The organism is Mechercharimyces mesophilus (assembly GCF_059818345.1).
The window spans coordinates 1445740-1462608 of record NZ_JCBAPH010000001.1 but is presented as its reverse complement, the minus strand read 5'-3'; the positions used below and the strand labels follow the sequence as shown (position 1 = coordinate 1462608).

General features: G+C 47.6%; 5 protein-coding genes. All 5 read left to right on the top strand.

Going from position 1 to position 16869, the window contains the following annotated elements; genetic code table 11:
- The first annotated feature begins 79 nt into the window (after positions 1-79).
- The 5 genes from AC6RGY_RS07160 to AC6RGY_RS07140 all read left to right on the top strand — a co-directional run bounded on the left by AC6RGY_RS07160 (position 80) and on the right by AC6RGY_RS07140 (position 16808).
- Positions 80-226: a hypothetical protein gene (locus AC6RGY_RS07160; RefSeq protein WP_499861135.1), complete on the top strand. Its 147-nt coding sequence runs from the start codon at positions 80-82 to the stop codon at positions 224-226.
- 211 nt (positions 227-437) lie between these two features.
- Positions 438-2078 (top strand): S8 family peptidase, encoded by a 1641-nt coding sequence (locus AC6RGY_RS07155; RefSeq protein WP_499861133.1) that lies wholly within the window; start codon positions 438-440, stop codon positions 2076-2078.
- Between the two features lie 347 nt (positions 2079-2425).
- Complete coding sequence (locus AC6RGY_RS07150) at positions 2426-14023, top strand: golvesin C-terminal-like domain-containing protein (RefSeq protein WP_499861131.1); 11598 nt, start codon at positions 2426-2428, stop codon at positions 14021-14023.
- 47 nt (positions 14024-14070) lie between these two features.
- Positions 14071-14748, top strand: a complete 678-nt coding sequence (locus AC6RGY_RS07145) for a hypothetical protein (protein WP_499861129.1) — start codon at positions 14071-14073, stop codon at positions 14746-14748.
- A gap of 203 nt (positions 14749-14951) precedes the next feature.
- Positions 14952-16808, top strand: a complete 1857-nt coding sequence (locus AC6RGY_RS07140; RefSeq protein WP_499861127.1) for a polymorphic toxin-type HINT domain-containing protein — start codon at positions 14952-14954, stop codon at positions 16806-16808.
- Positions 16809-16869 lie beyond the last annotated feature (61 nt).

Here is a 16869-nt window from a genome sequence, read left to right as displayed (position 1 = left end):
ACTCATCATTTATTTTTGATTAATCATTCTTTTCGGTTAATCATGTGGTATATTGGGATTAAAGAGGAGGTGGGCTAACATGCATGCGCTTTTTGGAACGATCCATCTTCATCTGCAAACCATTTTCGTTATCATCGTCATGCAGTTTTTTATTCTGCCTGTGTGGATCTTGAAAATATATTACTCCTTTAAAGGGATGATTCAGTTTTTTATTGATTTACTTTAACGGCGATTGCAGATTCTCTGTAGCTTCCTCTTCCTGCATGGTTTAGACTCCCACTTATATAAGTGGGCTTTTTTGATTGGGTGGGGTCAAAACGCTCCGGATACTCCAATGACCCAATTATTTTTTTAAATTTACTGAATATATTTTGAGAACCCCCATATATATCGTATTGCTGGTGAAAAACAGCAAACTTTTGATTCAGGGGGATGTTATGAGAGCTTTTATTGTTGTAATCGCATTGCTGATGACTTTTTCTATTTGGGTAGCTCCTTTGCATGGTCCGTCCACAGTCAACGCAGAGAATGAGATGGTGGATTCCATGCTTCAAGGAAAAATGAAGAACCTAACGCAGAATGAAAAAATACCGGTTATCATCACAACAAAGGGACGAAACCATGAGTCAAATCAAAGGAAACTGCAAGAAAAAGTGCATGCTATGCAGGTAGATCACACATTCCAACATCTCCCGTTTGTCACGGCTAAATTGACGAAAGAACAGATTGCCGAAGCCCAATCATCCGGAGTGGTATCCAAAATTGAGCTGGATCAAAAGGTTACCGCCATGCATGAAGGCAACTACATTACTTGGTATGGTGGGTTAAAAGCAAGGAATGAATTTGGACTGACAGGGGATCGTGATGGGGACAAAAATCATTACTCCAAAGAAGATGTCACGATTGCCATTATTGATACGGGGATTGATGCTCAGCACGTTAGCCTGGATGAAGGTAAGGTTATTGGTTTTTACAATTATTTTAATCCGGGAAACAGTACCCCAATAGATGATCAGGGACATGGAACGCACGTTGCAGGAATTGCCGCAGGGGATGGAAATGGTGGAACGAGCAGTGTTGGTTATGGAGTGGCGCAAGATGCAGCGCTTGTCGGAGTGAAAGTACTAAATCAATTCGGAAGCGGGTCCTATAGTAGTGTCTTAGCTGGTATTGATTGGGTAATTGCAAATAAAGAAGAGTACGGCATCGATATTCTCAATATGAGCTTAGGCAGCAGCGCCCCATCGAATGGAACAGATGCGATTTCCCTAGCAGTTAATCAAGCGGTAGATGTAGGGATTGTGGCTGCCGTTTCCGCAGGAAACAGTGGGTCCAATCATGGGACGATTGGGTCACCGGCAGCTGCAGCGAATGCGATTACGGTGGGAGCGGCATCGGATCCAAAGGTAGGCGGATTTTTCTTAGCGGAATTTTCAAGTAGAGGACCGACAGTCGACGGTCGTGTGAAACCTGATATTACCGGACCAGGTTGGCAAATTATTGCGCCCGCGGCGAACACGGGGGATGGCTTTACAACCAAAAGCGGTACCAGTATGTCCTCACCGTATGTGGCGGGTTCGGCAGCGCTCATGCTAACAGCCAACCCCGACTTATCTCCTGGAGAAGTAAAAGCGATGATGATGGCTTCTGCGCGAGATTGGGGTGCTTCTGGTCTGGATGTTGAGTATGGCGCTGGCTTGATCGATACATGGGAAGCCGTTAAGCTCGCGGGAGATTATGATGCGGGTGGACGACACATGGTTAATCATCGTTGGAAAAGCGAGGATATCACATCCGGAGAGGATGTATGGACGTTCAATATTCATAAAGTCCATGCGCCGATTGCAGTCACATTATTGGCATCAAATGCAGGAGAGGATTTTGATGTGGAGCTATACGATCCAGAAGGCGAGTTAGTAGCTACCTCAAGTGATTATCGCCGACAAGAAACACTCTCTCATGCTCCGGTTACGATGGAAGGAGAGTATACACTGGTGGTAAAATCCTCAACGACAGGTGAGTACTCATTTGATCTCAGTGGCTATACGCACGATCTGCAATTGCAGGAGGATCATTGAGTGGGTGAAGGCGGTACAAAATAATTCAATAACATTTCGGTAATAGTTTGATAGATAAGGTCTTTGAGGACGCTGAGCAATCAGCGTTCTTTTTTTCTTTAACTCTGCTTGGTCATTTTTTCTATTATCCAAAGATAAAAAATATATACAGCAAAATAATCCATATCAGAATATAAAGTCTATTTTTCGAGCGCTTAACCTTACAGGTTTTTTACAAGATGATCGAGTTATTTTTGAAGAATGGTAGAGAGGTATCCCCAAGATCAAGGATTTTTTGTCATTGAATTCCCTCTTTAATCTATTAAAATAAATCCATGTGACTATTTTCAGAAGAAGGGGTTTTGTGGATGTATCGTAATAGAAAACGACGATGGATACATAAGAGTTTCATCAGTTTATTTGTTTTTATTTTTCTTTTTACAAGTATTGTTCCTGTACCCGCAGCGATCGCAGCGGGAAACAACACGAGCGTAGCGTTTAGCGATGAGAAGGTACCATCGCTTCGCAGTATCTTTCTGCCTTTGTGGCAATCCACCCAATCTACGGGGAAGGAGATGGTTGAAGGGCTAAAGAGCCTCGTTGCGGATGACGAGGACGAGAAAGAAGAAGGAGATTCCTCTGAATCGAAAGAGGAAGCGGAAAAAACTGAGGAAAAAGAAAAGAAGGACCCGCCCAAGAAAGTGAAAGAATTGACGGAAGAGCGGGACACCCATACGAAAGTCTATGAACTGGACGATGGACGCCTGCAAAAGGAAGTGACGGCTACGCCGGTTCACTATGAAGATGAAGAGGGGGAGATGCAAGAGATTGATGTCGAAGTGGAGAAAACGAACGAAGAATCCTTCGTCTTTTCCAACGAATCCAATACCTTTCAAACCCATTTCGGTCAAACAGCTGAACAAATCATGCGATTTGACCAGGGGAACTACCGCATCGAGATGGGCGCCATCGATGCGCACGATGTGACCCCGGAAGCCAAAGAGAATCGGGTCACCTACAAAGGACTGTGGGAAGAGACGGATCTCCTCTACGATATTGGATCGGATTCCCTTAAGGAAACGATTCGTCTCCATGAGGTACCCAAAGATCCCACCTACACGTTCCACTTAAACGTGAAAAACCTCGAAGCGGTGAAAAAGGACGATGGCTCCATCGTTTTCTATAGCAAAAGCGACGAGCGGATTGTCTACACGCTTCCCAAGCCGTTTATGATGGACAGCCAGGAAGACCCGGATTCCCCATACGGTTATGCTTACAGTGAAAAGGTGACGCAATCGGTTGAGCAAGAAGGCGATACGGTTACCGTGACCATCGAAGCGGATCCAGAGTGGTTGGAGGCGAAGGAAAGATCCTACCCTGTCCATATTGATCCCACCATTGTGGTGGCACCCACACCGACTCAGAGTCAGGACGTCTATATTACCGATCACGATCCGACGGGAACCTACAACCAGACGTGGGAGATGAAAGTGGCCACTGGTGAAGGAACCAAATACCGTGGTTTGGTGAAATTCGACCTTTCCAATGTGCCGGAAGGGGTGCGCTTGGATGAGGCGAAGCTTTCTCTTTACTATGATCGGTACTTTCATACCAACGCGAACAATGTTCCGATTTCCGTCCATCAAGTGACCAAATCTTGGGACCCAAACAGTGTGACCTGGAACCGGGCCTCGGATGATGTGGATTGGAAAAATGGAGGAGAATATAGCTCCACGGTACTCGATACCGAGACGAAAAAAGATCACATCTACAACACCTGGCATCACTTCAAGGTGACGTCGCTGGTACAGAAGTGGCTGAATGGATCGGCGACCAACCATGGTTTCCTCCTAAAGACCAAAACGGACAGTTCGAAGCAAGGCGGTCCCATCTATACAGCGAGCGAAAACTACGATGAACATGAAGTGCGCCCCAAGTTGACCTTAATCTACGGGGAGCCTGGCGTGACACTGAAAACCCCGACCGTGCTCCACGGAAACGGGGCCGAATTGAACTGGTCGTACTACAAGGGAGACGACTTTTTAGAGTATCAAGTGCACCGCAGTGTGTATCAGCAATTTACACCGGATGAAACGACCTTGATTGCGCCCATTGAGGACAAAAAACAGGTTCACTTTACCGATACCACGGCCAAGCCCACCCCCGCGGATGACCCGCGCCGAGTAGGAGATGCCTACTATTACATGGTGGCGGTAAAAACGAAGAGTGGGGAATTGCTTCCAGCAGGAACGGCATTGGCCCGGTTACCAAAGGCCGGTATGACCAAGGTGATTTTCTCGGGAGCAAGGAATGACACCACCATTTCTAGTAAGACAAATGAAAATATGAACCACATAGACGACACGCACTTTGAACACCCCTGGCTGTCTGTGGGAAACAACAGTCCTACTTATGGTCGGACACGATCTCTACTCAATTTTGACCTCTCCAGCATCCCAGCGGATGCGCAAGTGGTCGATGCGGAATTGGGGCTGTGGGCCTTTCTTCTAAATCGTGACAGTAATGCTAAGAAAGACGCCACTTATCGCATTCACGAGCTTACTAAAAGCTTTAGTGAAACCAGTGCAAACTGGGATGACTATGCGGGTAGCTATCATTCGACGGTCATTGACGAAACTGGCCCCCTCACGAACGATCCCAAGTGGCGGGATTTTGATGTGACGAGCCTTGTCGGCGACTGGGTATCGGGAGCCAAAGGGCAACATGGTTTCATGGTGAAGATGGAGAAAGATAGTGATTCGAATGAGGGTTCCGAGCGAGCGATCTTTCTGAGCAGTGAAGCCAGAGAGACCAACTTACGCCCGGAGTTACGGGTGATCTACACGACGCCTACATCGGAAAATACGTATGATTCTACCGACCTGCCTCAAGAAATGGAGAGTGGGGAGTCGTATGAAATCGATGTTACCTTGACGAATACCACGGATCGGGTGTGGAAGAAAGATCAACAATCCCTTGCTTATCGTTGGGCAGACATCCAAGTGCCCCAAGGGGAAGAACGGGTCGATCTTCCGAAAGATGTGAAGCCCGGTGACTCCATTCGCTTGAAAGCGGAAGTGCATGCGCCTCAGCTGAAGGGTAAAGGGGCTTACCGCGAATCACGGATGGTCGAATGGGACCTCCTCGATCACAATGGCCAGTGGTTATCTGAAAATGCCCAAGGCATTCCGGCCCTTCAGCAAGCAGTCGTCGTTGAATCCAAACCGGATGCGAAGAAGCTGGGCTTTGAGCCGGATCAAGGCTTGATTAGTGAGCCAACCGGGGGCGGAACCGCGTTGGTGGCCAACCTGTTCGAAGGCAACACCATGTTTGACTACACGCCGTTCGCCAACCCCTCACGTGGGTTTGATACAGCGCCGCAGATGACCTATAACAGCCGCGACTTCTCCGACTCGATTATCGGACCCGGTTGGTCGTTTGCGCTCACCAACATGATGCGTTTGGGGACCCCCTCCAACAGCAAAGGGGTCAAATTTGTTAATGGGAAAATGGTGTCCGGAAAAGTCTTCATGATTGACGGGGATGGGACCCAATACTCCTTTACGTATAACAAAGACAAAAAGAAATTTGTTGGACCGAAAGGAATTCACTTATCGCTCAAACTGAATTCCATGAAAGACAAGGCCCGCATGTGGAAAATCACCGCCAAAGACGGTTCCAAATACTACTTTGATAACAAGGGGTATGTGACGGAAACCATGGACCGGAACGGCATCAAGCTGAAATATGCTTATGAGAGCCGCCGCATCGGGAACCACAATGTGAAGCTCTTGCGCTACCTGACGGATACCGAAGGGCGCCGTACCGTCAAGGTGGAGTACTATGAGAGCAAAGAGACCCCCAACAAACAGATTCAGAATCAGATCAAACGCTTGACGGATATCTCTGGTTACCAAGTGGCGTTTGCCTATGACGATGAAGGACGTTTGATTAAGATTACCGAAGGGGCCAATACATCGGATCAGAAGGTGTACAAGCTCTCGTATGAGTATAACCTTCTGCGGACCATTACCGATCCCAAAGGAAACACGACGCAAGCGTATTACGATGATTACGGTCATCTTACCAGTATGGTGGACCGACAAGGGGAAGAGACGACGATCGATTACCGTTCCACCTTTGAAGAAGAGCTGGCGCTCACCTTGGTGACGGACCCCCTCGGGAAGAAAACCGCCACCACCTTTAATGACGACGGAAAACCGATTAAAGTCCATAACGCCTTAGATGAGACCACCACCTACGAGTGGGACGAAGACCTCAATATGGTGAAGCGGGTGGCTCCCAATGGCGCTACCTCGACTTGGACCTATGACGACAACGGCAATGTGTTGACAGAGAAAAGTCCGGAGTACAACGAACAGCAAGCACAAGAAGCACAGGAAGCGAAAGACGCCAATGTGCTCGAAAAAGCAGCAGGTACCGTTAGCGGTTGGATGGAAAAAGCCCCACTGGTAGGAGAGGATTCCACGGACGGGAAAGGGTATACCCAATACGTCTACGACTACCGCGAGGACGGGCAAGTGGCGGATTTGGTGCAAACGATCTCGCCGGAAGGGCGCGCCACGACGTATGAGTACGATAAAGAAGGCAACCTGATTAAGGTGAACGCCCCTCAAGGAAATGAAATTCAATCGTATGATGACGAGAAAAAGCGTTATAAGATCCAAACGAGTGGGGAGTATACCACGACGTATAGCTACCACACGGGTGAGCTCGTCGGATTGCTGGCTTCCGTCAAAAACGCCAAGGGGCAAGTGACGAAGTACAGTAGCCACGACGCCAATGGGCAACCGCAAAAAATTACGGACCCCGCGGGCAATGTGACGAAGATCACCTACGGAAAGCGCGGGGAAGTCTTAAAGGTAACCGATGCTGAAGGCAACACAAGCACGTACACCTACGACACCTACCTGCGTCCCTTGACGAGTAAGGTACCGAAAGACACCGACGCGGGCGAATACATTACGGTACCCGCACCGAAGTATGACAAAAACGACAACCTCTTGGAGTCGGTTTCGCCCAATGGTGCCACTGTCACCTACGACTACAACAAGAACGATTGGGTAACCGCAGCCTCCTTGCCGGAAGATACGAAGGATGGCGAGCCACGCCTCATGACCTATCGTTATGATGCGATGGGCAACGTGATCCAAGAAACGGAACCTCTGGGCAATGTGCGCGACGATGTGATCATCTTGGATAACCAAGATAAAGCTCATGAGGCAGTCGGCGCATGGGAAGCGTCCAGCGAAGTGGCTGGTTTTTACCGAGAAGATTATCACTACAATTTTGCTGGTACGGGTGAGGACACGTTTACCTGGAACTTCAATCTGCCGGAAGAAGGCACGTACCGTGTTTCGCTCTACTACACGGAATCGCAAAATCGACCGACCGATGCCCCCTATACGATTCTTACGACAGAGGGCGAAGTAACAAAAAGGGTGGACCAGACAAAAAATGGTTCCACTTGGGTAGATATCGGTACCTATAACTTCACCAGCGGTGCCAACCAAATTGTGCAATCCGATGACGTGGCAGAGGGCTTTGTCATTGCAGATAGCATCCGCTTGGAGAAGGTGGAAGAGGTTATCACGTTAGATAACCAAGATGCTGAACATAAAGCGAAGGGAGATTGGGGCTCTTCCACCAGTATCACAGGCTACCACGGCAAAGATTATCAATGGAATGACTCTGGGTCTGGAGCTGACACGTTTACCTGGAACTTCGACTTGCCGGAGAAAGGGCAGTACCGTGTGTCGGTCTACTATACCGAGTCGAGTGGTCGAGCCACGGATGCGCCCTACACCTTGTATACCCGAGAGGGTGAAGTGACCAAACGCGTGGATCAGACGCAGAAAGGTTCCACTTGGGTGGATATTGGTACGTATACCTTTAACCAAGGAGACAACCGCATTGTGCAGTCGGACGATGCATCTGGAAATCAGGTGATTGCCGATGGGCTTCGTTTGGACAAGGTAGAGGAACCGATCGTGAGCGATCATACCACCCGGTATGGCTACGATCGCCTCAATCGAGTGAAGGAAATCATCAACAGCCAAGGTCACCGCGTCACATATGAGTACAATGATGTGGGTCAAGTGGCAAAAGTGACCGAGCCAAAAGGACAGAACACGGACGATCCAGATGACTTTTCTACCACGTATGAATATGATCTAAATGGACGTGCGATCAAAGAGACTGATGCACTCGGAAACAGCATTCAGTTTGGTTATAGTCCCGATGGGCTTTTAACCCGAGTGACCGATGAAGTGGGTGCTACGACCACAGCTATCTATGGCAAGAATGGTCAACTTCTCGAAATGAGCACCCCTCATGAAGACGGATCGGAGAAGGTGACCCAGTACCAATACGATGTGCTTGGGAACTTGACGGAGACGATTACGCCACGTGGGGTAGCCACGGACAAGGAAGGGGATTTCACCCACAAGACCGTCTACGATGAGCTCAACCGTGTCAAAGAAGTGATCTATCCACGTGATCCGAATAGTAACGATCCTCGGGAGCGAGAAGAGCAGAAGCTCCTGTATGATTACGACAAGTTGGGACGAATTACCGAGATTAGTGCGCCAGCATCCGAAGGGCAATTGATCCGTAACAATACCCAACTGGAATACTTTGATAATGGCTGGATCAAAAAAACGACCGATCCGCACAGTATTCAAACGCGTTATGAGTACAATGACCTCGGTCAAACCACCAAGCGGACATTGAAAGGCGAAGGTGGGAACATTACCCGCGAGATGACGTGGGACTACTTTCCGGATGGGAAACTCAAAGCGGAAGAAGACATCGGAACGACACAAGATGTGATCGTGGTGGAAGCCACCGATGCGAAAGTGGAGGCCAACGGCCACTGGAAAGATTCACAGGAATGCCGGTGGAACGTGAAAGACTTCCAAGATGGCACGAATGATCATGCCGAAATTTATCTGAAGAAGACGACTAACGATGCACGGCAAGCTGCGGTTACCTTCTATCAGAAAAACGGAAGTGAATGGGAAGAGATCGGGAAAGATCCCGCCTTCTTTGATGCAAGTAAGGTCTTTTCTGCTCAAGGGGAAGTAAAGGCCGTGATCAGTGGACCTCCAGGTTCAGAAGTGAACTATGAGATGTGGGAATCTGATCCTCCTGGCGACGATCATGAAAAAATTGGGGAGTGTACCGTGGATCCCTCTTACCAGAGCGAAGCGGGGAATGGAGAGGAAACCTTTACGTGGAATCTAACGATCCCACAAACGGGTGAGTATGATGTGTATGTTCAATACCTCTCCGGTGACAAACGGGCGACGAACGCTCCGTATACCCTTTCTTTTGCAGGCGGTACGGAAGTGAAGAAAGTGAACCAACGCGAAAGCGGTAGTCAATGGGTTCATCTGGGCACGTATCCCTTTGCAGAGGAACAGGCTGGCAAGATCACGCTGTCCAACGATGCCAATGGGACCGTCAGTGCCGAAAGCGTCCGTCTGGTGCGTCGAGGGGAAAAAGAGGCGTTGCTCTTTGATGACAACGAGAAAGCGACATCCTCAGTAGATGCCACCACTGCAGTAGAAGAGCTGACCACCGTCTGTACCTGGGAAAATGCAGGGCAGTTTGTAGACGGTCCCAATCAAGAAGCCGAATTGTACTTGGAGAAGGGATCTAGCGATGGATTCTCTTCCAAAGCGGTTTTCTATCGTGGAGTCAACGGAAACTGGAGTAAAATCGGCGAAGACGAAGGTTTTACACAGGAGAGTAAGCGTGTCAGCTTCCCTTCGACAGGGGAGTTAAAAGTGGAGATCACGCAACCGGTGGGAGGCGAGACGTTCTTCCAACTACTAGAGGACGATCCTGACGGAGATGAAAGTGAAACGGTTGGATCTTGTGAAGTGGATACGAAGGCACCTGCACGGCAATGGTCTTCTTCGGATGAAGTGACCACTGAATGGATCTTTACCAACGCAGATGAGTTCAAAGATGGAACGAACCAACAAGCCGAATTCTTCTTGACGAAATCCGAAGACGATGGAGTTGCCACGAAGGCAGTCTTCTATGAAGGAAGTGTAGGAAACTGGAAGAAAATCGGGGAAGATACCGGCTTTACGAAGAACAGTAAGAAGGTTTACTACACTCCAGGTGGATCGCTGAGAGTGGTAGTGACGCAACCCATTGCGGGCAAATCGGTTTTCCATCTCATCGAAGATGATACCGAAGGTTACGAAGATGTCTTCGTGGGAAAACGGGAAGTCCCCCACGCCCTTGGAAAAACGATTACCAGTAAAGGACGGGGCACCGGGGAAGGCACCTTCACGTGGAATGTGGATGTCACTGAAAAGGGCGAGTACACGGTTTATGCCAAAGCCGTTGGAGGCAAATTTAGTGCAACCAACGCGCCGTATACGATCCACCATGCTGAGGGGAAAGAGACCGTACGCATGAACCAACGGGATGCGGATGATCAATGGGTTAAATTGGGCACCTATTCCTTTGCTTCCGGGTCCGATGCCAAAGTGGTGTTATCCGATGATGCGAATGGCCATGTAACCGCCGATGGCATCAAGCTTGTCTGGGCAGGTCCCAATGGAGCGGTTATCGACAATCACGAGGAAAGCAACGTGAACGTCCAAGGAGATTGGACGGTACGCGAAGATGTGACGACCGAATGCGTATGGGACATTGAAGCTTACCGCGATGGTGAAAACAAGCAGGCGGAGTTGTATGTAGTAAAAGATCAAACCGACCATTCCTCGTCGGCTGTCATCTATGAAGGCGAGAATGGAGAATGGAAGAAGGTCGGGGAAGATCTAGATTTCCTCGAACGAAGTGAAGTAATTGCAGTCGATGATCAAGAGGCAAAAGTGGAATTAACTCAACCGATCATCGATGGGGCGACACGATACACCTTGTACGAAGATGATCCAGCAGATAATGCAGATGGGGATGAAAAGATTGGTTCCTGTCAGGCGCAAGTGCCGGAAGGAAACAACTTTGCGCAAATGGAAGCCGGAGACGGTGAAGACTCCTTCACATGGAACCTCGATTTAGCGAAAAGTGGCGCGTATGCGGTTTATGTTAAAGCCGCCAAACACAGCTCTTACGCGACCGATGCGCCGTTTACGCTTCATCATGCGAATGGAGAAGACACGGTAGAGGTGAATCAGCGTGAAAAAGGCGACCAATGGGTCTTACTGGGGACTTATGCCTTTAACAAAGACGAAGAGCCACGTGTGACCTTATCCAACAAAGCGGACGGCATCGTCGCAGCGGATAGCGTCAAAGTGGTTCGTGCAGAACCGACGGAAATCGTTTTTGACAACGCGGATGCTACTTCTAAAGCAGGAGGCAGCGGATGGACGGAATCATCCAATGTTGCAGGACACTATGGAAAGAACTATCTGTGGAACGAAGAAGGCTCAGGGAGTGATACGTTCACCTGGAAGCTGAACGTTCCAAAATCCACGGAGTACACGGTCTATGCACGCTACCTTTCCTATAAAGACCGTGCCACCGATGCACCGTATACGATTACGCATGCCAACGGACAAGATACGGTTGAGGTGAATCAGCAGGAGAATGGAAGCGAATGGGTCGAATTAGGGACCTATGCGTTCCAGAAAGGAACCGGTCAGAAGGTGGTTCTTACGGACAAAGCCAATGGTGTCGTCATCGCAGACAGCATCCAGCTGGTAGAGAAAGCACCGACCAAGACCGATAAGAAAGCTTTCACCTACGACTACGACCGCAACGGCAACTTGATTGAAGTAAACGATCAGAGCAACGGAGCCGAAGTGGATGCCTACCGCATCGACTACAACGAACTGGGTCAGGTGGATGCGCTCAAGAAAATCGTGGGCGAAGAAATCACGCAATCGATTGGCTACCAGTACGATCTTAACGGCAACTTGACCGGACGCTCCTACGAAGGGAATACGCAATCGTATACCTACACCGAGCGCAACATGCTGGAAACCATCGAGGATCAATCCAGTATGGCAAGTGACCTCCCACGCACGTGGTCGTATGCATACACCAAGCGCGGTCAAGTCGCTCAAGAGACGAAGCCGAATGGGAACGTCACGAATTATGATTACTACATGGATGGGATGCTGAAACAGCAGACCACCAAGAAGAGCGATGACACCCTCGTCAACCAACACGGATTGACGTACAATGAAAATGGACACCGCATCGAAGAAGCGCTAAAACTACTGGATGCGGACGGCAACACGGTGGAGAGTACCACCCAGTACGAATACGATGCACGCGATCGCGTCACGTCGATGGTGAAAACGGGTGACAACCCGCTCAGTGAATCGGTCGTCTTGGATGCGAACAGCAACATCGTCTCCCATAACCAAGAGGGGAAAACGAAAACGTACACCTACGACCGCAACCGTATGGTGACACAGACAGCGGAAGGGCAGACGAAGAGCTACAGCTATGACAGCACCGGACGTCTTCACACCGTGGCCCAAGGAAGTCAGGTAGAAGAACGCTACACCTACGATGGCTTCGACCGTTTGCTGAAGCACAGCAAGCGCCAAGAAGACGGCACCCTAAACACGTCACAGTACACGTACGATGCCTTTGACCGTACAATGAGCAAGACGGGCAAGGTGGGGACGGAAGAAGAGGAAACGACGATCTTTAAATACTTAGGAGCGTCAGAAGACATTCTAAGTGAGGAAATAGCTGGGGAGTCCGTTCGTTCATATACTTATGCTTTTGGCGCAAGACTCTCGATGATGCATGAAGAGAAGGGCGAAACCTCTTATTATGGATACAGCTCTCGTGGTGACGTGGAAATGTTGTATGATGAGAATGGGGGTGTACGCGCGACCTATGGCTACACGATGTACGGGGAAGATCAAGAGAGTGCCTTTACGGGTGTAGATGAATCGAATCAGGAGATGTACAACCCGTATCGCTATACAGCAAAGCGTTGGGACGCAGATACGAACAGTTATGATTTGGGCTTTCGAAACTACAACCCAAGTCTTGGACGTTTCCATACGCGAGATATGTACAGCGATGCTTCGCAGGATATAGGACTGGCGATGAGAATAGCGACAAATAGTCGTTATGGATTTACCGGGGGAAATCCGATATCTTTAAGCGATTTGGATGGTCATATTGATCTAATGGGTGGCGTACATCAAACGAATCCTGTAGGGGATTACACCAAAGCTACAGGAAATTATTACAGCCCCACCAAAAAGAAACCTAGAAAGTACAATGGCTATGTAACTGAAAAGTATAGTTGGGAGAAGGGTTATGATCCTAATTATCAGGTGCATACGAAGACCAAAAAGAAAAGAAACCTGTACAAGAAGAAAAAAGGTGGGAATCAAGGGAAATCAAATAAATCATCAGGTAGCAATAGTGGCTCTACTTCAGTAAATAAAGCACAAGCGGCCATCGTTGAGTTTTTTACTGGCTCTGATGTACATGCGGCAGATAAACATTTTTTAGGTGGAGGAGGGGCACCAGGAGGACCTAGCTTTACTCCACCACCTAGAGTTGGTAGCGGAGGCGGAGGTGGATCAACATCTACTACGACTCAGGGTTCTATAGGAAGTGTGAAAAATGGTAGTCTTGGTGGATATCAATTAGGTCCTACAAGAAGTGGATCACGTGGAGTAGATATTGAAGGGCCTTATTTCTCGAAACATGTGCTGGTAAGAATGAGACAAGACAAATTCGCTTACCATAACTTTCCTTCATCTTTTGATAAAAAGATTCTTTCTCAACGCCCTGCTCTGATGAGAACCGATGGGAGTGGGAGAGGTGAATATCTTTTAAAAGGTTCTATCAATGGAATCAGTGGAGTGTATCATATTACTCTTAAAAACGGGTATAGAATGATACATCGGTCATTTATTCCAAAAAAGGATTGGTCAAGATATTCAGGGAATCATGATCTCCCTAAGTGGGATGTACTAGAATAAAAAGAAGAAGCGATTCCGCTTCTTCTTTAATCAAGGAGAGGTTATTTTTGTTAAATGTTGAGATAAGTGCAGAAGTATCGGAGTCGGTATTAGATAAATGCAAGCTTTATTATAATCATAAATTAATATTTGATGGATATATAGATGATTTAATAACTTCGATAAATGGTTATGTGGAAATAAGATTGAATCAATTTCTTGAAAATGAGTCATTGCGAATAATACCTAAAAGAATAGTAAATCACTTTATTTGGATGCCAGTAAAAGAAAAGCCGTTTAACTGGACTCAAGAGGGGTTAATTATACTAGATTTACAAGGTATGGAGAGGTTATGGTCTTTGTTAGGGTATGACTTTTCGATGGATAGCTCTGATTTCCTATATTGTACAGAACAGGACTTTGAATATTTGTGGATTCTAAATAGTGGAGTATTAGTATCTGCTAATTTTTCTAAGAGGACAATTGATGATTTGAAATTTCACTTCTCCCATGAGGAAAATCATAGGTTAGTTAAAGTTTATAAATGGCTTATGTCAATAGAAAAAATAAACCATTATAGTGAAATTGTAAAGATTAAACAGGGGCAAATAAAGGAACGTCTCATTGTCTATTTGGATGATGGGAACCTGTATGAGTGGCATTCCCTTATAGAAGATAAAAATAGCGAAATCTATATACATTTTGGAGATAATTGGGTCAGTAAATTGACTAACTACGAGATATAGTGACCTCGTCAAGCAAATCTGTAAAGACATCGTCTCCCATAACCAAGAGGGGAAAACGAAAACGTACACCTACGACCGCAACCGCATGGTGACACAGACGGTGGAAGGCCAGACGAAGGCTACAGCTATGACAGCATCGGACCCATACCGTAGCCCAAGGAAGTCAGGTAGAAGAACGCTACACCTACGATGGCTTCGACCGCTTGCTGGAGCACAGCAAGCGTCAAGAAGACGGTACCCTAAACACGTCACAGTACACGTACGATGCCTTTGACCGTACAATGAGCAAGACAGGCAAGATGGGAACGGAAGAAGAGGAAACGACGACGTTCAACTACCTCGGCTTGTCGGATGATATCCTGAGTGAAGAAGTGGCAGGCAAGACCACGCGCTCCTACACGTATGCCCCATGGGGCGAGCGTCTGTCGATGACGCACCATGAAGAGGAGGAAACCTCCTACTATGGATTCAATACCCGTGGCGACGTGGAAATGCTGTATGATGAGAATGAAGACGTACGTGGCACCTACGGTTACACGATGTACGGAGAGGATCAAAAGAGCGCCTTTACCGGTGTCGATCAGATCGATTCCAACAACCCGGATAAGGAAATGTATAACCCGTATCGCTACACCGGAAAACGCTGGGATGCGGATACGAACAGCTATGACATGGGCTTTCGAAACTACAACCCAAGCCTAGGCCGCTTCCATTCGCGGGATATGTACAGTGATGCTTCGCAGGATATGGGGCTGGCGCTGAGTCTGACGAATAATAACCGCTATGCCTTTACGGGTGGGAACCCGATCAGCAATGTTGAGATAGACGGTCATGCCTACTTGGAATATGGTGGTGGCGCCAAAGCGAATTGTACGAAGAATTATTGTGACATTTGGGGATCGAAGAAGGATGGAGTAAATGGACGTTGGGATGTAAAAACAGGGGGACCGTATGTACCACCACCGAAGCCTCAACCAATAGTAGTGAAGAAAAACAATTGGAGTGGAGCTGTCTCTCCCACGAAGAGGTTAGTTAATACGAGAACAACAAAAAGCGAAGTTGGGGGGCAAACGAAGAGAACTCAAGACCTACCTGATATCAGCTTCTCTACAATGGGACATTTCGCTCTTGATGTCATTGGGCTAATTCCAGGAGCAGAATTTGCTGATTTAACTAACGGTGCCTGGTATACAGCTGAAGGAAACTATGTAGATGCCGGATTTTCTTACGCAGCAGCTGTTCCAGGAGCAGGTTGGTTTTCGACAGGCACAAAGTGGACTAAAAATGGTTCGAAAGCGTTAGATGCGGCTCCTAGTATGTGTTTTGTCGCTGGAACGAAAGTTCTAACTGTTGAAGGAGAAAAGCCCATTGAAGAGATCGAAGTGGGTGACAAAGTCCTCTCCAAGAACGAAGAAACGGGAGAGATGGAGTACAAAGAAGTGACCCAACTCTTCCAGCGTGAAGTGGATGAGATTTATGAAGTCCATGTGGATGGAGAAAAGATTGAAACCACGGATGAACATCCTTTCTGGGTGAAAGGTCGGGGCTGGGTGAAAGCGAAGGACCTTGAAGCGGGAGATGAGTTGGAGACCAGTGATGGAAAGATTCTGCCTGTTGAACAAGTACTTCGTAAGAAGCAGGAAACCCCCGTCAAGGTGTATAACTTTGAAGTAGAGGATTTTCACACGTATTTTGTTTCGGGTATGCACATCTTTGTGCATAATATGTGTAGAGAAATTATAGCCACTGGCGGGAAAAATTTCTCTAGTTACAATGATTTAGCAAAAAATGTCACTCCTAAGAAGTTGATTCAAGATCTCAAAAATGAAGGTTGGACACACACTATTGAAAAAGGTGGAGGGGCAAGTGGGCCTGCAAATATTTTACTGAATCCCAGTACTGGGACAAAGATGAGGATTCATGTGAACCCTAGAAACAATCAACCTTATTTTAGGGTTCAGAATAGTGGTGGAAACTATCTTGGAGCAGATGGAACATTTCCAAGTAACGCATCCAAGCAAGAGCTTCGGGATCTAACACACTTCAACTTTTCTAAATGAGGTAAGATCCTCTCCCCCAACAGGGGAGAGGATCATCTAAAATATACCTAGGAGGATAAAT